This is a genomic window from Pseudomonas sp. GW821-FHT01A09, from assembly GCF_058986725.1.
On sequence record NZ_JBYSWB010000005.1, the window covers coordinates 116,234 to 135,157 of the forward strand.

Annotated in this window: 17 protein-coding genes; 12 read left to right on the forward strand and 5 right to left on the reverse strand. The window is 62.4% G+C overall.

Annotated elements, in window-relative coordinates; all coding sequences use genetic code 11:
• The first annotated feature begins 277 nt into the window (after positions 1 to 277).
• The 7 genes from AC3WJP_RS08240 to AC3WJP_RS08270 all read left to right on the forward strand — a co-directional run bounded on the left by AC3WJP_RS08240 (position 278) and on the right by AC3WJP_RS08270 (position 8,580).
• Positions 278 to 1,033: a response regulator transcription factor gene (locus AC3WJP_RS08240; RefSeq protein ID WP_493720986.1), complete on the forward strand. Its 756-nt coding sequence runs from the start codon at positions 278 to 280 to the stop codon at positions 1,031 to 1,033.
• Entirely contained in the window at positions 1,020 to 2,408 is a 1,389-nt protein-coding gene (locus AC3WJP_RS08245) for a sensor histidine kinase (protein WP_493720987.1), read from the forward strand. The genes AC3WJP_RS08240 and AC3WJP_RS08245 overlap by 14 nt, the downstream gene beginning before the upstream one ends.
• Before the next feature lie 62 nt (positions 2,409 to 2,470).
• Entirely contained in the window at positions 2,471 to 3,373 is a 903-nt protein-coding gene (gene cysM / locus AC3WJP_RS08250; protein ID WP_493720988.1) for a cysteine synthase CysM, read from the forward strand.
• On the forward strand, positions 3,373 to 4,725 hold the full coding sequence (gene rlmD, locus AC3WJP_RS08255) for a 23S rRNA (uracil(1939)-C(5))-methyltransferase RlmD (RefSeq protein WP_493720989.1): 1,353 nt from the start codon (positions 3,373 to 3,375) through the stop codon (positions 4,723 to 4,725). Before cysM ends, rlmD begins: the two co-directional genes overlap by 1 nt.
• Positions 4,726 to 4,839: 114 nt before the next feature.
• The gene (gene relA, locus AC3WJP_RS08260; RefSeq protein ID WP_493720990.1) at positions 4,840 to 7,083 is read left to right on the forward strand and encodes a GTP diphosphokinase; all 2,244 of its coding nucleotides are present in this window, start codon (positions 4,840 to 4,842) and stop codon (positions 7,081 to 7,083) included.
• A gap of 97 nt (positions 7,084 to 7,180) precedes the next feature.
• Positions 7,181 to 8,014, forward strand: coding sequence for a nucleoside triphosphate pyrophosphohydrolase (gene mazG, locus AC3WJP_RS08265; RefSeq protein WP_493720991.1), 834 nt, complete (start codon positions 7,181 to 7,183; stop codon positions 8,012 to 8,014).
• 26 nt (positions 8,015 to 8,040) lie between these two features.
• On the forward strand, positions 8,041 to 8,580 hold the full coding sequence (locus AC3WJP_RS08270; protein ID WP_493720992.1) for a DUF2058 domain-containing protein: 540 nt from the start codon (positions 8,041 to 8,043) through the stop codon (positions 8,578 to 8,580).
• Between the two features lie 80 nt (positions 8,581 to 8,660).
• Here AC3WJP_RS08270 and AC3WJP_RS08275 read toward each other — a convergent pair whose 3' ends face one another.
• From AC3WJP_RS08275 to purM, 4 genes are all read right to left on the reverse strand, one after another.
• Positions 8,661 to 8,846 (reverse strand): hypothetical protein, encoded by a 186-nt coding sequence (locus tag AC3WJP_RS08275; RefSeq protein WP_493720993.1) that lies wholly within the window; start codon positions 8,844 to 8,846, stop codon positions 8,661 to 8,663.
• Between the two features lie 358 nt (positions 8,847 to 9,204).
• A complete protein-coding gene (locus AC3WJP_RS08280) occupies positions 9,205 to 9,918 on the reverse strand; it encodes a DUF3108 domain-containing protein (RefSeq protein WP_493720994.1) in 714 nt (237 codons plus the stop codon).
• Positions 9,919 to 9,926: 8 nt separating this feature from the next.
• Complete coding sequence (purN, locus tag AC3WJP_RS08285; RefSeq protein ID WP_493720995.1) at positions 9,927 to 10,592, reverse strand: phosphoribosylglycinamide formyltransferase; 666 nt, start codon at positions 10,590 to 10,592, stop codon at positions 9,927 to 9,929.
• Positions 10,592 to 11,650, reverse strand: a complete 1,059-nt coding sequence (gene purM, locus AC3WJP_RS08290) for a phosphoribosylformylglycinamidine cyclo-ligase (RefSeq protein ID WP_493720996.1) — start codon at positions 11,648 to 11,650, stop codon at positions 10,592 to 10,594. The genes purN and purM overlap by 1 nt, the downstream gene beginning before the upstream one ends.
• A gap of 327 nt (positions 11,651 to 11,977) precedes the next feature.
• Between purM and AC3WJP_RS08295 the strand changes: the two genes are divergently transcribed.
• From AC3WJP_RS08295 to AC3WJP_RS08315, 5 genes are all read left to right on the forward strand, one after another.
• Entirely contained in the window at positions 11,978 to 13,030 is a 1,053-nt protein-coding gene (locus tag AC3WJP_RS08295; protein ID WP_493720997.1) for a DUF2066 domain-containing protein, read from the forward strand.
• A gap of 71 nt (positions 13,031 to 13,101) precedes the next feature.
• On the forward strand, positions 13,102 to 14,175 hold the full coding sequence (locus AC3WJP_RS08300) for an AI-2E family transporter (RefSeq protein WP_493720998.1): 1,074 nt from the start codon (positions 13,102 to 13,104) through the stop codon (positions 14,173 to 14,175).
• Between the two features lie 125 nt (positions 14,176 to 14,300).
• On the forward strand, positions 14,301 to 15,005 hold the full coding sequence (gene hda / locus AC3WJP_RS08305) for a DnaA regulatory inactivator Hda (protein ID WP_493720999.1): 705 nt from the start codon (positions 14,301 to 14,303) through the stop codon (positions 15,003 to 15,005).
• Between the two features lie 437 nt (positions 15,006 to 15,442).
• Positions 15,443 to 16,117, forward strand: coding sequence for a C40 family peptidase (locus AC3WJP_RS08310; RefSeq protein WP_493721000.1), 675 nt, complete (start codon positions 15,443 to 15,445; stop codon positions 16,115 to 16,117).
• 131 nt (positions 16,118 to 16,248) lie between these two features.
• Complete coding sequence (locus AC3WJP_RS08315; protein WP_493721001.1) at positions 16,249 to 16,782, forward strand: C40 family peptidase; 534 nt, start codon at positions 16,249 to 16,251, stop codon at positions 16,780 to 16,782.
• Positions 16,783 to 16,863: 81 nt separating this feature from the next.
• On the opposite strand, the gene AC3WJP_RS08320 is transcribed toward AC3WJP_RS08315, so the two are convergent.
• Positions 16,864 to 18,924: a putative bifunctional diguanylate cyclase/phosphodiesterase gene (locus tag AC3WJP_RS08320; protein ID WP_493721002.1), complete on the reverse strand. Its 2,061-nt coding sequence runs from the start codon at positions 18,922 to 18,924 to the stop codon at positions 16,864 to 16,866.

An 18,924-nucleotide genomic window follows, 5' to 3' on the forward strand; every position in this document is an offset into this window, starting at 1 on the left:
TCCACCATGGCCCGTGCGGGCTATCCGTCGGTGAAAAATACCCCGAGACGCGCCGGGGTGCACGCGGTAAGTCGAGCGCAATTATTCTCCTGTGGCGAGGGGGCTTGCTCCCGATACGGTGTGTCAGCCACATCTTTGGCGCTGATACACCGTATCGGGAGCAAGCCCCCTCGCCACAGGGTGAGTGATATCACGAGGTACACAACCGGATACGCTGCTTGCCCATCTCCGGTGTTTAACGAATAATTCAGGAAATGAGAACCAACAGCAGAAGCCAATGAATCCCGCTCCGTTTGGCCCCGCCTCTATTCTGGCTGTCGAAGACGATCCGGTCCTCGGCGCCTTCGTGCACGATCAGCTCGGCCGTTGCGGCTTTCAGGTGACCTGGTGTCGGGATGGCAAGCTGGCCCTCGACATGGCTCGCGGCAGCGCCTACGACGTGGTGCTCATGGACGTGCTGTTGCCCGGCATGAACGGCCTCGATGTACTCGGCCACCTGCGCAAGCACTCGGCCACGCCGGTGATCCTCATGTCGGCCCTGGGGTCGGAGGCCGACCGCATCAATGGTTTTCGCCGCGGTGCCGATGACTACCTGCCCAAGCCGTTCAGCGTCGATGAGCTGCAGGTGCGGGTCGAGGCCATTCTGCGCCGCGTCGCCATGGAGCGCCGCCATCAACAACCGCTGCCCGCCGCTCCGGTCGATGCGTTGTCGTTCGACGAGCAGCGCGCCGACGTCTGCCATGAAGGCCGCTGGGCCGGCTTCACCCCCAGTGAGTACCGCCTGCTGGAAACCTTGCACCGCAGCGATGAGGAAGTCCTGACCAAGGCCTTCCTCTATCAGCACGTGCTGCAGCGCGGCTATGCCCAGCACGACCGCAGCCTGGACATGCACGTCAGCCAGATCCGCCGCAAGCTCAAGGCCATCGGCTACGAAGCGCGGGTGGTGCGGACCGTATGGGGGCGCGGTTATACCTTGAGTGCGGCCGCGAGCACGACAGGTTCGACGCCGAACGCCGACCATGCGCTCGGTTGACCTGCCCGATCGCCACTCGCTGTTCTGGAAGCTGGCGGGACTGCTGATTGCCTTTTGCCTGCTGATGATCTGGCTGAGCTGGTCCTGGGGGCGTTATATCGAGACCCAGAACGCCTTTCTGTCTGGCGAGGCGCGCCAGACCCTTAGGGGGTACGCCGAAGAAGCCGAGCACGCCTGGCAGCAGGGTGGGCGATACGGGCTCGACGCCTGGCTGAGCAAGATCCGCCAGCGCGAAACCAGCTGGGTGGCGGTGGTCGGGCCCAACCTGCAATCGCTGAGCAGTCAGCCTTTGAGTGACGCCGACATGCAGCGCATGACCTTCTTGCGCGGCCTTGATTGGCCCACCAGCCGCAGGGCAAAAGTGCCGCCGTGGATTAAAGTGCCTTTCCCCGATACCCCAGCGGCGGGCATGCTGGTAATAGAGCTGCCCGAGCGCTTTGTGCCGGGCCGCTATCTGCTGCTCTGGCAATTCCTGACCAACGGCCTGACCCCGGCATTGCTGACCCTGCTGCTGTGCGTGGGGCTCTATCGCATGCTGGTGGTGCCGCTCAATCAATTGCGCGAGCAGGCCAAGGCCTGGCGCGGCGATCAGCTCAACACGCGTCTGCCGATCGAGGTCGCCCGCCGCCACGACGAACTGGGTGAGCTGGGGCGAGCTTTCGATCAGATGTCCGAGCGTCTGCAGACCACCGTACAGTTTCAGCAACAGGTGCTGCGTGATCTGTCCCACGAGTTGCGCACCCCGCTGAGCCGGCTGCGGGTCGCCTGCGAAACCGAAAATGCGCTCGAGCCCATGCGTCAGCGCCTGAGCCGCGAGGTCGACGGCATGCAGCGGCTGGTCGAAGACACCCTGCAGCTGGCATGGCTGGACACCGAGCGGGCACCGATGGCGCAGGAGCCGATCCAGATCCAGGCGCTGTGGGAAATGATCGCCGAAAACGCCTGCTTCGAAAGCGCCTGGCCCGTAACGCAGCTGCACTGCCGGGTGGGTGCCGACTGCTGGGTCGAGGGCAACCTCAACAGCCTGGCCCAGGCCCTGGAGAACATCCTGCGCAATGCCATCCGTCATTCACCGGTCGGCGGCATCGTCACCTTCGGCGGCCATCTGGAAAACGGCCGCTGGCATCTGTGGATGGAGGATCAGGGCGGCGGGGTCGCCGAGGCCGATCTTGAACGGATATTCGCGCCTTTCATTCGCCTCGATGGCTCGCGGCCGGGAGACGGCGGTTTCGGCCTCGGCTTGAGCATCGCGCGCAACGCTCTGCTACGCCAGGGCGGCGCGCTGTGGGCACAGAACGGCAACCGCGGGCTGCGCATGAACCTGTGCCTGACGGCGGCTTATAACGCAGGGGAATATCACCCGCACTTTGCGTGATATGGGCCGCGCACGTTTGCCGGTATGATAGGCGCCCCCGCAGTCTGGATTGCGAATTCGCCATGACCCTGCAGTATCCCACTATCGCCGATTGCGTCGGCAACACGCCGCTGGTTCGTCTGCAACGACTGCCCGGCGTCACCAGCAACACCCTTCTGCTGAAGCTGGAAGGCAACAACCCTGCAGGCTCGGTCAAGGACCGCCCGGCGCTGTCGATGATTACCCGCGCCGAGGGGCGTGGCCAGATCCAGCCCGGCGACACCCTGATCGAGGCGACCTCCGGCAACACCGGTATCGCCTTGGCGATGGCTGCGGCCATCAAGGGTTACAAGATGATCCTGATCATGCCGGACAACTCCACCGCCGAACGCAAGGCGGCCATGACCGCTTATGGCGCCGAGTTGATCCTCGTCACCCGCGAGCAAGGCATGGAAGGCGCCCGCGACCTGGCCGAGCGCATGCAGGCCGAAGGCCGTGGCAAGGTGCTGGATCAGTTCGCCAACGGCGACAACCCCGAGGCGCACTACCGCAGCACCGGACCGGAAATCTGGCAGCAGACGGGTGGCAGCATTACCCACTTCGTCAGCTCCATGGGCACCACCGGTACCATCATGGGGACCTCGCGTTACCTGAAGGAACAAAATCCTCAGGTGCAGATCGTCGGCTTGCAGCCGATGGAAGGCTCGGCCATCCCCGGCATCCGGCGCTGGCCGACCGAATATCTGCCCAGGATCTATCAGGCTGATCGGGTCGATCGCATCGTCGACATGGCCCAGAGCGAAGCCGAGGATGTGACCCGTCGTCTCGCTCGCGAAGAGGGCATTTTCTGCGGCGTGTCTTCCGGTGGTGCGGTGGCGGCGATGTTGCGCCTGTCCCAGGAAGTCGAAAACGCGGTGATCGTCGCGATTATTTGCGACCGCGGCGACCGATACCTGTCGAGCGGTATTTTCGATGCGCCCAACTGATGGCTAAAAAAACTACAGGCCTGCGCTTTCAGCCGGCCGGCGGCAGTAGTGCCCCGCAGATCCCTGCGGGCAAGAAGCAGCGCCTGATTTTGCAGCGCCTGAGCAACGACGGCCGCGGTATCGCCTTTATCGACGGGCGCACCTGGTTCGTCTCCGGCGCGCTGGACGGCGAAGAAGTGGACGCGCGAGTCCTCAATGCCCACGGCAAGGTGGTCGAGGCGCGCAGCGAGCGGGTTCTCAAGGCCAATCCGCAACGTCGCCCGGCGCCCTGTGCTCAGGCCGATATTTGTGGCGGCTGCAATGTCCAGCACATGCCCCACGCCGATCAGCTAGCCTTGAAGCAGCGGATGCTCGCCGAGCAACTTTCGCGCATCGCTGGCGTCGAACCCGACGCCTGGGCGGCGCCGCTCACCGGACCCGAATTCGGCTATCGGCGGCGGGCGCGGGTGGCCGTGCGCTGGGAGCCAAAAACCCGCCAGTTGCAGGTAGGGTTCCGCGCCACGGCCAGCCAGGACATCGTCGCTATCGAAGATTGCAGCGTGCTGGTACAGCCCTTGCAGAGTATTTTCAATGAGTTACCGGCGTTACTGGGGTCGTTCGCGAAACCGCAGGTGCTGGGCCACGTTGAATTGTTCAGTGGTACCGCGCTGGCAGTGATGGTTCGCCATGTGGCGCCGTTGGCCGAGGCTGATCGACTGACGTTGTTGGCGTTCTGTCTGCGTCATGAGGCGCAGTTGTGGTTGCAGGGCGAAGATCGCCCGTACCCTGTCGATCCGCAGGCGCGCCTGGGCTTCAGATTGGAGCCATGGCAGCTGGAGCTGGCCTATCGGCCAGGGGATTTTGTTCAGGTCAACGCGGCGGTCAATACTGCCATGATCCAGCAGGCGCTGGCGTGGCTGGCCCCAGGCAAGCAGGAGCGGGTGCTGGATCTTTTTTGCGGGCTGGGCAATTTCGCCTTGCCCCTGGCGACCCTGGCGCGCGAAGTGATCGCGGTCGAGGGTGTCGACGCCATGGTGGAAAGGGCGGCGCAGAATGCCGTCAGTAACAATTTGCAAAATGTTGGCTTCTATCAGGCCGACCTGTCCCAGCCGCTGGCAACGGCGGCCTGGGCGACCCAGGGTTTCGAGGCGATCCTGCTCGATCCGCCTCGCGATGGCGCACTGGAAATCGTGCGCAATATCAAGGCCTTGGGTGCGAAGCGAGTGGTGTATGTATCCTGCAATCCGGCGACTCTGGCCCGCGATACGGTGGAGTTGCTCAAGCAGGGCTACAGGTTAAAACGTGCCGGGATACTCGATATGTTTCCGCAGACCGCACACGTCGAGGCCATGGCTTTATTTGAAGCGAGCTAGGATGCTCGTCTAATCCGTTTGGCGTGCGAATGCCTGGTCCCTGCCTGAGCCTGGCAAGGGCCAAAGCCAGCGACAGTTGATGCCCCGCGAGGGCGTCGTAGGGAAGGTAGCAAGATGGTACAGGTGAGAGCGAACCAGCCGATCAACACCGACGGCAGTATCAATCTCGACGCGTGGCTCGATCATATCGTCACCGTTGATCTGGCGCTCGACCGCGAGGCCCTGAAAACGGCCTGCGAGTTCGCCCAGCAAGCGGAGTTGAACGGTAATGCGGCCAAGCATTCTTGGGCCGATGGCACCGCCTGTTTCCAGGCGGGGCTCGAGATCGCGGAAATTCTCGCCGATCTCAAGCTCGACCAGGATTCTCTCGTGGCTGCGGTGGTTTACCGTGCCGTGCGTGAAGGCAAGGCGACCCTCGAAGAGGTCACCGAGCTGTTCGGCGCCACGGTGGGCAAGCTGGTCGACGGCGTGCTGCGCATGGCCGCCATCAGTGCCAGCCTCAGCCCGCGCCAGTCACTGGTACTGGGCTCGCAGGTCCAGGTCGAAAACCTGCGCAAGATGCTTGTGGCGATGGTCGACGACGTGCGTGTGGCCCTGATCAAGCTGGCCGAGCGGACCTGCGCGATTCGTGCGGTCAAAAGCGCCGACGATGAAAAACGCAACCGTGTGGCCCGTGAGGTGTTCGACATCTATGCGCCGCTGGCCCACCGCCTGGGTATCGGCCATATCAAGTGGGAGCTGGAGGACCTGTCCTTCCGCTACCTGGAGCCCGAGCAGTACAAGCAGATCGCCAAACTGCTGCACGAGCGGCGGCTCGACCGCGAGCGCTTCATCAGCGACGTCATGAGCCAGCTGCACAACGAACTGCTCGATACCGGGGTCAAGGCCGACATCAGCGGCCGCGCCAAGCACATCTATTCCATCTGGCGCAAAATGCAGCGCAAGGGCCTGGAATTCAGCCAGATCTACGACGTGCGTGCGGTGCGCGTGCTGGTCCCGGAAATGCGCGACTGCTACACCGCGCTGGGCATCGTGCACACCTTGTGGCGGCACATCCCCAAGGAATTCGACGATTACATTGCCAACCCCAAGGAGAACGGCTACCGCTCGCTGCATACCGCAGTGATCGGCCCGGAAGGCAAGGTCCTCGAGGTGCAGATCCGTACCCACGCCATGCACGAGGAGGCCGAGCTCGGCGTCTGCGCGCACTGGCGCTACAAGGGCACCGACGTCAAATCCGGCTCCAACCATTACGAAGAGAAGATCTCCTGGCTGCGTCAGGTGCTCGAATGGCACGAAGAGCTGGGCGACATCGGCGGTCTGGCCGAACAGCTGCGGGTCGATATCGAGCCTGATCGGGTCTACGTGTTCACCCCCGACGGCCATGCCATCGACTTGCCCAAGGGCGCCACGCCGCTGGACTTCGCCTATCGGGTGCATACCGAGATCGGCCATAACTGCCGGGGCGCGAAGATCAACGGCCGCATCGTGCCGCTCAACTACAGCCTCAATACCGGCGAGCAGGTGGAAATCATCACCAGCAAGCACGGTACGCCGAGCCGCGACTGGCTGAACTCCAACCTGGGCTACGTCACCACCTCGCGGGCGCGGGCCAAGATCGTTCATTGGTTCAAGCTGCAGGCCCGCGATCAGAACGTCGCGGCCGGCAAGAGCCTGCTCGAGCGCGAATTGAGCCGTCTCGATCTGCCGCAGCCGGACTTCGAGCGTCTGGCCGAAAAAGCCAATCTGCGCACGGCCGAAGACATGTACGCGGCCTTGGGCGCCGGTGACTTGCGCCTGACCCAACTGGTCAATCTGGCCCAGCAACTGGTCGAGCCCGAGCGCGGTACCGAGCAGTTGGAGCTGATCCCCCGCAAAGCCACCGGCTACAAGCCAGGCAAGCGCGGCGATATCCAGATCCAAGGCGTGGGCAACCTGTTGACGCAGATGGCCGGCTGCTGCCAGCCACTGCCTGGCGATGCGATCGTGGGCTATATCACCCAGGGTCGTGGCGTCAGCATCCACCGTCAGGACTGCGCCTCGGTGCTGCAGTTGGGCGGCCGCGAGCCGGAGCGCATCATCCAGGTCAGCTGGGGGCCGATCCCGGTGCTCACCTATCCGGTGGACATCATCATCCGTGCCTACGATCGCTCCGGGCTGCTGCGCGACGTCTCCCAGGTGCTGCTCAACGAGCGCATCAACGTGCTGGCGGTCAATACCCGCTCGAACAAGGAAGACAACACCGCGCTGATGTCGCTGACCATCGAGATTCCCGGCCTGGAGGCCCTCGGGCGTTTGCTGGGGCGGATATCGCAGCTGCCGAACATCATCGAGACGCGGCGTAATCGTACGCCTTGATGGCCTTTCGGGGGCAAGCCCCCTCGCTACAAGCTCGACGCTGTAGCGAGGGGGCTTGCCCCCGAAAGGGCCACCCGCCTATTCAGAGATTTCCAGGATGTACAGCCTCCCCGACCTGCTCAACCTCATGGCCCGTCTGCGTGACCCGCAGTACGGCTGCCCGTGGGACATCCAGCAGACGTACGCCAGTATCGTGCCCCACACCCTCGAAGAGGCCTATGAGGTCGCTGACGCCATTGAGCGCGGCGATCTCGATCACCTGCAGGGCGAACTCGGCGACTTGCTGTTCCAGGTGGTCTATTACAGCCAGTTGGCGCGCGAAGAAGGGCGCTTCGAATTCGCCGGCGTGGTCGATGGCATCACCCGCAAGTTGATTCGCCGCCATCCCCATGTGTTTCCTACGGGCGATCTCTACGCGCCGCTGGACGTGCCGCGCCTGAGCGAAGAGCAGGTCAAGCGGCGTTGGGAGGAGATCAAGGCCGAGGAACGTGCCGAGGCCTGCGCAGCCCCTGAGCAGCTGTCGTTGCTCGACGACGTGCCGGCCACCTTGCCGGCGTTGTCCCGCGCCGCCAAACTGCAAAAGCGCGCGGCCGGCGTCGGCTTCGACTGGCCAGCGGCGTTGCCGGTGCTCGACAAGGTCCGCGAGGAACTCGATGAAGTCCTCGAAGCCATGGCCAGTGGCGACCAGGCTGGCGTCAGCGAGGAAGTTGGCGACCTGCTGTTCAGCGTGGTCAATCTGGCCCGACACCTCAAGATCGACCCGGAAAACGCCCTGCGTGGCGCCAATCGCAAATTCGAGCGACGCTTTCGTTTTATCGAACAGGCATTGCGCGACACCCACCGTCCCATTGAAGATTGCACCCTTGAGGATTTGGACGCTCTGTGGGGCGAAGCCAAACGTCAGGAACACAACCTGCCCAGCTGTGGCTGAGCCGTTGCATAAGTGAGCGAGCACCCATGAGCCTTTCCCTGCGCGACCAATTGTTGAAAGCCGGTCTGGTCAACCAGAAGCAAGTCAAGCAAGTCACCAAAGAGAAGCAAAAGCAGAAACGCCTGGAGAACAAAGGCCAGGTCGAAGTCGATGACAGCCAGCAGCGTGCGGCCCAGGAGGCCATGGCCGAGAAGGTCAAGCGTGATCAGGAGCTCAACCGCCAGCAGCAGGAGAAAGCCGAGCAGAAGGCCCGTGCGGCCCAGGTCAAGCAATTGATCGAGGCATCACGCCTGCCCAAGCTGACCACCGAGGACTATTTCAACTTCGTCGACGACAAGAAGGTCAAGCGTCTGTCGGTCAACAGCCTGATGCGCAGCAAGCTCAGCAGTGGCTCGCTGGCGATTGTCAGTCACGGAGGCGGCTACGAGGTCATTCCCCGTGAGGCGGCGCTGAAGATCCAGGAGCGCGACCCGCAGCGCATTCTGCTGCTCAACACCCAGGTCGAAGAGCCTGCCGAGGACGATCCGTACGCGGCCTACAAGATCCCGGACGATCTGATGTGGTAACCCGGCAAATGCACAACCGGTAAAAAGACAAAACCCCGCAATGGCGGGGTTTTGTCTGGCTGGGGCCGCTTTTGCAAGCGTTATGACAGCTGGCTACGTTGCGCCTCGAGGGTCTCGAGTTCCTGCTTGTAGCTCAGTGCGTCACGTTCGTCATGGAACATGCCGACCAGCAAATCCTGTTGGTATACATCCCAGATCCGCACGCCGTGTGCTACGGCTTCGTGGGACAAATGGGCATCGTCGCGTTCACTTACTTTTACTGTCATTCTGCAAACTCCAGTTTTGAGATCTGCATCGGAGAAGTGGTGCAGTGACTACGTTATAGAATTGGTTAGGATCCTAAGTAAACTGATATTTTCGGTTCACTTTCATGGCAGAAAATTCACGATCGCTGTAGCCCGCAGAATTCAAGGTCTGTGGCGTTTTGTCGCAGGTGAAAATCGAACATGAAAGAAAATTCATGGTTCGCAAGCGAACGCTCGACCCTCTCTATAGCGAGGGGGCTCGCCCCCGAAAATGGCCGACGAATATTTTTTAACTTCCGGATTCTTTCGGGGGCAAGCCCCCTCGCTACAGGCAATAAAAAACCCCGCACCGGGCGGGGTTTTTGCGGGTGGGCAGGGCTTAGCTGCCTTTGACCGCCTTGCCATCCACCGTGCCGTCCTTGAGCATGATGTTGTATTCCTTGCCGTCCTTTTCAACCTGTTGCAGGCGGACCAGCAGGTAGTTCCAGTCCTTGGCGAACCACAGCACGGTGGTACGCGAGTTTTGCGTCGGGTCGCGCACGCGCTCGACCTTTACGGCATCGACCTGGCCGGCTTCGGTCGCGACTTTTTCAGTGCCCAGCACGCGGAAGTCATAGGTGTCGACGTCGCCGCCGTCCACCACCTGGTAGCTCATGGCTTTCTTGCCGGCGGCGACGTCGCGTTGCAATGCCAGCTGGTAGGTCGACTTGTCGAGCATGCCGGCGTTGAGCGCGACCTTCACGGCATCGCCGCGGTCGGTGCCGGTGACCGTCTTGGTGCTCCAGTCGAAATCCAGATCGGTTTTCTTGGCCTTGCCCAGCCCGCCGCGTTCGAAGTGGTAGCTCTGCGGCAGCAGGGCGTCCTTTTCGACCTTGATGACGCTGCTTTCGTTGAGGTTGGCGATCATCATCGACGCCTGGAAATTGAGGGTCCAGGTGCCGTCACCGTTGGACTTGAGCTCGCGCGAAGCGGTGCCGCTCATGGGCAGTTGCTTCCAGTCGGCGGTGTAGCTGGCGGAGAAGGGCTTGAGGTCTGCGGCCTGGACAACCGGCAGCGTGAACAATGCAAGAGCGAGCAGTAGAGCGCGACGCATAGAATCTCCTAAAGTCGAATCGAATGACCACTGGCCGGAAGGCGCTTGCCGTCAAGCATGGCACCCTGTTCGTCGAGGCACAATCGGCCCTCGGCAAACCAGCGTACGGCCAGTGGGTAAATCTGATGCTCCTGGGCGTGCACGCGTTGCGCCAGTGTTTGCGGCGTATCGTTCGCGGCGACCGGCACCACGGCCTGTACGACCAACGGTCCGCCATCGAGTTCCTCGGTGACGAAGTGCACGCTGCAGCCATGCTCGGCATCGCCGGCATCCAGTGCGCGCTGGTGTGTGTGCAGGCCCTTGTACTTGGGCAGCAGGGAAGGGTGGATGTTGAGCAGGCGCCCCTGATAGTGACGCACGAAGGCAGGGCTGAGGATGCGCATGAAGCCGGCCAGCACCACCAGATCGGCATCGAAGCTGTCGATCAAGGCCATCAGGGCGCTGTCGAAGGCCTCGCGACCCTCGAAGCCGGCGTGCTCCAGTACCTGCGTGGCAATGCCTGCCTCGCGGGCACGCTGCAGGCCGAGGGCATCGGCGCGATTGGAAATCACCGCGCCGATGCGTGCCGGGTGAACCTGGGCATCCGCAGCAACCGCCCCGATGCTGTCGATCAGGGCTTGCAGATTGCTGCCGGTACCCGACAGCAAGACCACGACATTGCAGGTTGCCGGCATCAGTGAGCCTTGACGTTCTTCAGCTCGACCTGCGCGGCGCCTTCGGCTGCAATGCCGATTTCGCCGATCACCCAGGGTTGTTCGCCGGCAGCGCGCAGGCTGGCCAGGGATTTCTCGACATCGGCCTGGGCCACGCAGATGACCATGCCGACGCCGCAGTTGAGTACGCGGTGCATCTCGTGCTCATCGACGTTACCTTGCTGCTGCAGCCAGTCGAACACCGCCGGACGCTGCCAGCTGGCCACATCGACCACGGCCTGAGCACCTTTGGGCAGGACGCGCGGGATGTTGTCCAGCAGGCCGCCGCCGGTGATGTGGGCCATGGCCTTGACTGCGCCGGTGTCCTTGATCAGTTGCAGCAATGGCTTGACGTAGATGCGCGTAGGCGCCATCAGCAGATCGGTCAGCGGCTTGCCGTCGAGCTGGACGGTCTCGATGTCGGCACCGGCGACTTCGATGATCTTGCGGATCAGCGAGTAGCCATTGGAGTGCGGGCCGGACGACGGCAGGGCGATCAGCGCATCACCAGCGGCGACCTTGGAGCCGTCGATGATCTCGGCCTTTTCCACCACGCCGACGCAGAAGCCGGCCAGGTCGTAGTCTTCGCCTTCATACATGCCCGGCATCTCGGCGGTTTCGCCACCTACCAGCGAGCAACCGGCCAGTTCGCAACCGGCGCCGATGCCGGTGACCACGTCAGCGGCGGTGTCGACGTTGAGCTTGCCGGTGGCGTAGTAGTCGAGGAAGAACAGCGGCTCGGCACCACAGACCACCAGGTCGTTGACGCACATGGCCACCAGATCGATACCGATGCTGTCGTGACGGTTGAGGTTCAGCGCCAGGCGCAGCTTGGTGCCGACGCCGTCGGTGCCGGAGACCAGCACGGGCTGCTTGTAGCCGGCCGGGATTTCACAGAGGGCGCCAAAACCGCCCAGGCCGCCCATGACTTCGGGGCGCGCGGTGCGCTTGGCGACGCCTTTGATGCGTTCGACCAATGCTTCGCCGGCGTCGATGTCTACACCGGCGTCCTTGTAGCTCAGGGAGGGTTGCTTGCTCATGATCCAGGCCTTTTTAGAGGGAGGGATTCGGGAATACGACCGCAACGGATAAGAGGAGCCTTGCGCACACGAGGCGCAAACGGCCGGCTCGGTCATCGTCGGTCTGCGAAGGCGCGCGATTTTATCAGGCTTGCCGGTTAGCGGCCATCCTCAGGCCGACGGGCAGGGGGGTATTGGCCGATTTATTTTGCGCTGCACGGTGAATATCCCGCGCTGGCGGGGAGGTGCGGACGCAACGATTACGAATTCTTTTATTGGCTAGCTGAATGAATTGCGGGAAAGTGTGGTCACACAGCACAGTCCGCTTCTGCCCGTCGGGAATCTTTCATGCGTCTGCACCACTATCTGTTCGCCAGCTGTTTATCCGTAATGAGTCTGTCCGCCCATGCCGAGGTGGTTGCCAACCTGTATCAGGTCCAGGAACCTGTCGCCAGCCAGACCCCGGATGAACGCACCCAGGCCATTCAGCGTGCCCTGGAGACGCTGGTGCTGCGCCTCACCGGCGACCCCAAGGCCATCAACAATCCGGGGTTGGCGACGATCAAGGGCAATACCCAGCAGATCATCAGCCAGTACGGCTATGAAGCCGGCCCGCCGCAAGCGCTGCAAGTCGATTTCGATCCGGTCAGCACCGACAAGGCCCTGCGCGGCGCCGGGCTGGCGATGTGGGGTAACAACCGGCCAGTGATCCTCGGCTGGTGGCTCAATGAGAGCACCGATGGCGCCAGCCTGGTCGGCGATGGCCAGGCCGCGGCGCAACCGCTGCGCACGGCGTCGCGCCACCGTGGCCTGCCATTGCGCCTGCCGCTGGCCGATCTCAGCGAGCAACTGGTCGGCACTGCCAAGAATCTCGAGGGCACCGACCCGGCGCCGCTGCAAGGCGCCTCCGAACGCTATGGCGCCGATGCCTTGCTGGCTGTGCACGCCACCCAGAATGGCGACAAGTGGCAGGCCAAATGGCGGCTGTGGCTGGGCGGGCAGAAAGAACAGGGCACCAGCGAAGGCGCCGATCAGGCCGCACTGGCCGATGCCGTCCTGCTGGCGGTGAGTGAGCGGCTGGCGCCGCGTTATGTGGCCAAGCCCGGCGCCTCGGCCGACCTGACCGTGGAGATCGGCGGGATGACCCTCGATCATTACGCCGAGATGGGCCGCTTGCTCGAGGCGTTCGGCGGGCAGGTCAAAAGCGTCAATGGCGACAGCGTGACTTACAAGGTCACCGCCAGTGCCGATCAGATTCGTTCGCAAATGGCCTTGGCCAAGTTGCATGAGGTGCAGCCAGCCGCGCCAGCCCCCGCTGCCGCGCCGGTGCCACCGGCAGCACCCGCTCCGGTGGTCGCGGCCCCGGCGGTGTCTGCCAATGACCTGCACTTCCACTATTGAACACGTTTTTCGAAAACGCTCTTCCCCTGTAGCGAGGGGCCAGGCCCCTCGCTGAACAAATGGAAATATAAATGACCGACATGCGTCGCTGGTTCTGGTTAGGTGCGGTGCTGCTGCTGTGTGCCTTCGTCTACCTGTTGCACCCTATTCTTACGCCATTCCTGATCGCCATCCTGCTTGCCTACATGGGCGACCCACTGGCCGATCGCCTGGAGAAGCTGAAGCTGTCCCGCACGCTCAGCGTGGTGGTGGTGTTCGCCTTCTTCACCCTGATCGTGGTCATTGCCCTGGCGGTGCTGGTGCCGATGCTCGCCAAGCAATTGGTCAGCCTGTACCAGTTGGCGCCGCAGATGCTCGACTGGCTGCAGCAGACCGCATTGCCCTGGGTGCAGTCGCACGTGGGCCTGAGTGACGGCTTCTGGAAGTTTGACAAGATCAAGGCGGCCATTTCCGAGCACATGGGGCAGACCGGCGACATCGTCGGCGTGGTGCTGGCGCAAGCCACCACCTCGACCCTGGCGCTGATCGGCTGGCTGACCAACCTGGTGCTGATCCCGGTGGTCGGTTTCTATCTGCTGCGCGACTGGGACGTGATGATGGCCAAGATCCGCAGCCTGCTGCCACGCCATCGCGAAGATCAGGTGGTCAACCTGGCGGGCGAATGTCACGAAGTGCTGGGAGCGTTCATTCGCGGCCAGTTGCTGGTGATGGTCGCTCTGGGCTTCATCTATGCCGCCGGCCTGATGCTGGTCGGCCTCGATCTGGGCCTGTTGATCGGCATGGTCGCGGGCCTGGCGGCGATCGTGCCGTACATGGGTTTCATCATCGGCATCGGTTCGGCCATCGTCGCCGGGTTGTTCCAGTTCGGCCTCGACCCCACCCATATGGCGGGTATCGCGGCGGTGTTCATGGTCGGCCAGTTGCTCGAAGGCATGGTCCTGACGCCTTTGCTGGTGGGTGATCGAATCGGCCTGCATCCGGTGGCGGTGATCTTTGCCATCCTTGCTGGCGGTGAATTGTTCGGCTTCACTGGAGTATTGTTGGCCTTGCCGGTCGCCGCAGTGATCATGGTGCTGGTCCGCCATGTTCAAGACCTCTATAAAGAGTCGGATATCTACGGCGGCAGCGAAGACCCTGAGCTGTAGCGCGGCGGTCGCAAACCTTTGATTTTGCTTGTGGTCTGCCGCATTGTGCGTCTAGCGCGAGGGGTATAGACTTTGCCGACTTCATCCAGAGGCCCTTTGCGGCTCGCCAGAGCCGTTCAGCCAGCATGAAACCGATTCAGCTGCCCTTGGGTGTGCGTCTGCGCGACGACGCCACCTTCGTCAATTACTACCCAGGTGCCAACGCGGCGGCTCTCGGCTATGTCGAGCGCTTGTGCGAGGCCGATGCCGGCTGGACCGAAAGCCTCATCTACCTGTGGGGCAAACACGGAGTCGGGCGCACGCATCTGTTGCAGGCCGCATGCCTGCGCTTCGAGCAACTGGGTGAGCCGGCGGTGTACCTGCCACTGGCGCAATTGATGGATCGCGGCGTCGAGCTGCTCGACAACCTCGAGCAATACGAGCTGGTGTGCCTCGATGATCTGCAGGCGGTGGCAGGGCGTGCCGATTGGGAAGAGGCGCTGTTCCATCTGTTCAATCGTCTGCGCGACAGCGGTCGGCGCCTGCTGATCGCCGCGTCTCATTCGCCCCGGGAATTGCCGATCAAACTGGCCGACCTCAAGTCGCGCCTGACCCTGGCGCTGATTTTCCAGATGCGCCCATTGTCGGACGAAGACAAACTGCGTGCCCTACAATTGCGCGCGTCACGTCGGGGTCTGCACCTCACCGACGAAGTTGGGCACTTCATCCTCACCCGCGGCACCCGCAGCATGAGTGCACTGTTCGACCTGCTCGAACGGCTGGATCAGGCATCCCTGCAAGCCCAACGCAAGCTGACCATCCCTTTCCTCAAGGAAACCCTGGGCTGGTAACGGCACTTCGTCAGCAAAAAAACCGGTGACCTCGGCTATTGGCCCGGACCTTGCTTTATGTCAAGAAGCCACTAGGCCGCTGTTACCGTCTTTCTGACGTTTCCCCCTGACAAACCGGTTTTTTAGAAGATTGTTGCGCGTCCATCGATTCAAACAATCTATGGACCTTTAGCCTCGAACCGCGATGTAGAGCGTTTTCAACGGATTGACGCCAAAACTTTATCCAATATTGGCTTTGTGCCACTTGATGATTTCATCAGTGATATCAAGTCAGTGGCCAGTGTTTCTGCGGCTTTGGACGAGGTCTGGGGGTATGAGGGGCGGGTTAGATGTCATCGCGAAACCGTTGAGTCACAAAATGTTCGATTGAATTTGCAAATGACGACGATAAAAGGCAATATCGCCACTTCATAATTTTCTTACCCACGGTCGTGCCCATGCTTGCTCGCTTAGCACCCCTCGTGCCCATTGCACTTGTTACCCTGCTCGCAGGTTGCGCCGCCCAGTCACCGGTGTCGCAACAGCAGGTTACAGATCCAGTCATCGCGCAATCTTCACTCCACGCGCAGTCTCAGACTCAAGGCCACGGCCGCAGCAGCTCGATCGCTTCCGCCAACGCTTCCTCCGTATTCGAAGACGAAATCGCCACTGAAAACGAACTGGCGCGTTTCTCCAGCAACAACGCCTACCAGATGCCAGCCCTGGCTGACAGCATCCTGGAACGCGGCAAATCGCTGATCGGTACCCGCTACCGCACCGGTGGTTCGACCGAAAAGGGCTTCGATTGCAGCGGCTTCATCGGTTATCTGTTTCGTGAAGAGGCTGGTATGACCTTGCCGCGCTCCACTCGCGAAATGATCAACGTCAAGGCGCCACTGGTGGCGCGCAACAGTCTCAAGCCTGGCGATCTGCTGTTCTTCAGCACCCGCGGCCGTGGCCGTGTCAGCCACGCCGGGATCTACCTGGGCGACGATCAGTTCATCCACTCCAGCAGTCATCGCAGCGGCGGCGTCCGTATCGATAGCCTCGACGACACCTACTGGAGCAAGACCTTCATCGAGGCCAAGCGGGCCTTGGCGATGGCGCCGACTACCGTGATTTCGCGCAAATAAATCACGGCTGTTAACACAGGCAATACCAACGAGCGACGGGGGCTGACGACCTCCGTCGTTTGTGTGTTTTCAGATTTTGAGTTTTCGGTTTCGAGCTGTTTTCTTCGGCAGTTGGATCAGGATGTTCTTCTATGTCGTATTGCGCCCGTTTCTCGCTGTTGCTGGTGATCGCCTTGTTGGGCGCCTGCGCCAGTGCGCCGCCGCCGTCTGCGCCACGTATGGTGCAGCAGTCAGTCATCAGCTATCCCACCGACTTCGCTCCCGCTGCCGACGATGTGCTGTTTCGTGCCCTCGGGCTGGTGGGCACGCCTTATCGTTGGGGCGGCAACACCCCTGACTCCGGTTTCGATTGCAGTGGGCTGATCGGCTTCGTCTACCGCGACGCGGCCCATATCGCGCTGCCGCGTACCACCCGGGACCTGGTCGGCATGCGCGCGCCGCAGGTCGACAAGGCCGCGTTGCAGTCAGGGGATCTGGTGTTTTTCGCCACTGAAGGCTCGCAAGTGAGCCATGCCGGCATCTACGTGGGGGAAGGGCGCTTCGTGCATGCGCCGGCCACGGGCGGCACGGTGCGTCTCGACTACCTCAACAATCCGTACTGGGCCCGTACCTATCGGGACGCCAAGCGGGTGCTGCAACCCGAGCATATCGCGCGCAATCCTTGACCGACGCCCCTTGTCCCCGAAAGCTTCAGCAGACGTTACAGCTTCATCTGGCGGATATCTTTTCGGGGGCGAGCCCCCTCGCTACAGGGGGTTGGGGTGCTGGACGCTTTCCAGCAGGCGCTGGGCGCTCATCGGCTTGCCCAGAAGGTAACCTTGCAAGGTCGTGCAACCCAGCTCGGTGAGCATTTCCTGCTGTTCGGTGGTTTCCACCCCTTCGGCGACAATCTTCAGCCCCAGTGTCTTGCCTAGCGCAATGATCGCCGAAACGATGGCGGCGTCGTCGTTGTCCTGCGCCAGCTCGGTGACGAAGCCGCGGTCGATCTTCAACTCGTTGGCCGGCAGACGCTTGAGGTACAGCAGGCTCGAATAGCCGGTGCCGAAATCGTCGATGGAGATGCTCACCCCCAGGGCCGCCAGTTGATCGAGCACGATCAGCGCCGCTTCGGCATCGCGCATGGCCGTGGATTCGGTGACCTCGAGCGTCAGGCAGTGGGGCGGCAGGCCATTGCTGTGCAGGGCCTCGCGGACCACCTCGACCAGCCCCGGGTGCGCCAGTTGCACGGTCGACAGATTGACCGCGATGTTCCAGTTTTCATGGCCCTGGGCATGCCACTCGCTCATTTGCCGGCAGGCCTCGAAGATCACCCAGTTGCCGATCGGCACGATCAACCCGGTGCGCTCGGCCAGCGGCAGAAAACGGTCCGGCGGCACCAGTCCCTCGCCCGGTCGCTCCCAGCGCAACAGAGCCTCGACGCCGGTCATGGGGCCATCGGGCGCAATCATCTTGGGCTGGAAGTGCAGCAGAAATTCATGCTGGTCCAGGGCCTTGCGCAGGTCCTGCTGCAGCTGCAACTGCTGGTGTGCATTGACGTTCATGGCGCTTTCGAAGAAGCAGTAACCGTCACGACCCTGTTCCTTGGCGTGGTACATGGCGGCGTCGGCGTTGACCATCAGCTCATGGTTGCTGTCGCCATCCTGAGGGAAGATGGCGATGCCGATACTGGTCGAAACATGCACCGTCTGGCGGCTGATCAGATAGGGCGCGCGGATCGATTCGACCAGGCGCTGGGCCAGCACCGCTGCGTCCTCAGGCTCGCCCGGATCGATCAGCAGCACGAATTCATCGCCGCCCAGGCGCGCCACGGTGTCCTCGCCGCGCTTGGCGTCCTGGATGCGTTTGGCCACCTCGATCAGCAGCAAGTCCCCGGTGTGGTGACCATAGGCGTCGTTGACCGCCTTGAAGCCGTCCAGATCCATGAACAACACGGCGAAATGGATCTTCTGCCGCGCGGCCTTGGCGATGGCCTGGTTGACCCGGTCGTGGAGCAGCACGCGGTTGGGCAGGCGTGTCAGGTTGTCGTGCAGGGCCAGCTGCACCAGCTCGCTGTTGGCCCGGTCCAGGGAGCTCGCCAGCAGACGGGTGCGCACGTCGAGCATCGACACGATCAAGGCGATGGCGCATACCGCCAGCGTTACCACGATCACCAGCACCACCAGCCATTTACTGTCGATGCCGTCACCCGCAGCGCCACAGATGCTGCCGACCGGAAACTGCGCCGCGGCCATGCCGGTGTAGTGCATGCCGACGATCGCCACGCCCATGATCAGCGAGGCCAGAAAGCGCCACAGGGGGATGTTCTTGCCTTCACCGCGCAAATGAAACGCGATCCGCAGCGCGGCGCCGGAGGCGAGGATGGCGATCACCACCGACAAGGCGAACAGTGACGGAATGTACTGCACATCCGGGCTCATCAACAGTGCGTGCATGCCGGTGTAATGCATGGCGGCGATGCCGATGCCCATCAGGATCGCGCCGCCTACCAGGCGCGCCGCGGGCAGGTCTTTCTGGCACACCAGCCACAGGGCGAAGGCCGATGAGGCGATGGCGATCAGCAGCGACAGCGCGGTGAGCGTCAGGTCGTAGCCCAGGGCAATGGGCAGCTTGAAGGCCAGCATGCCGATAAAGTGCATCGACCAGATGCCCGTGCCCATGGCGAACGAGCCGCCCGCCAGCCATAACGCGGAGGCGCTGCCCTGGGTACGGGACACGCGCCCGGCCATGTTCAGCGCGGTATAGGAGGCGATGATCGCAACGATCAGGGAAAAAACCACATAGAGGCTGTTGTAACTGCTGGCAAGCAT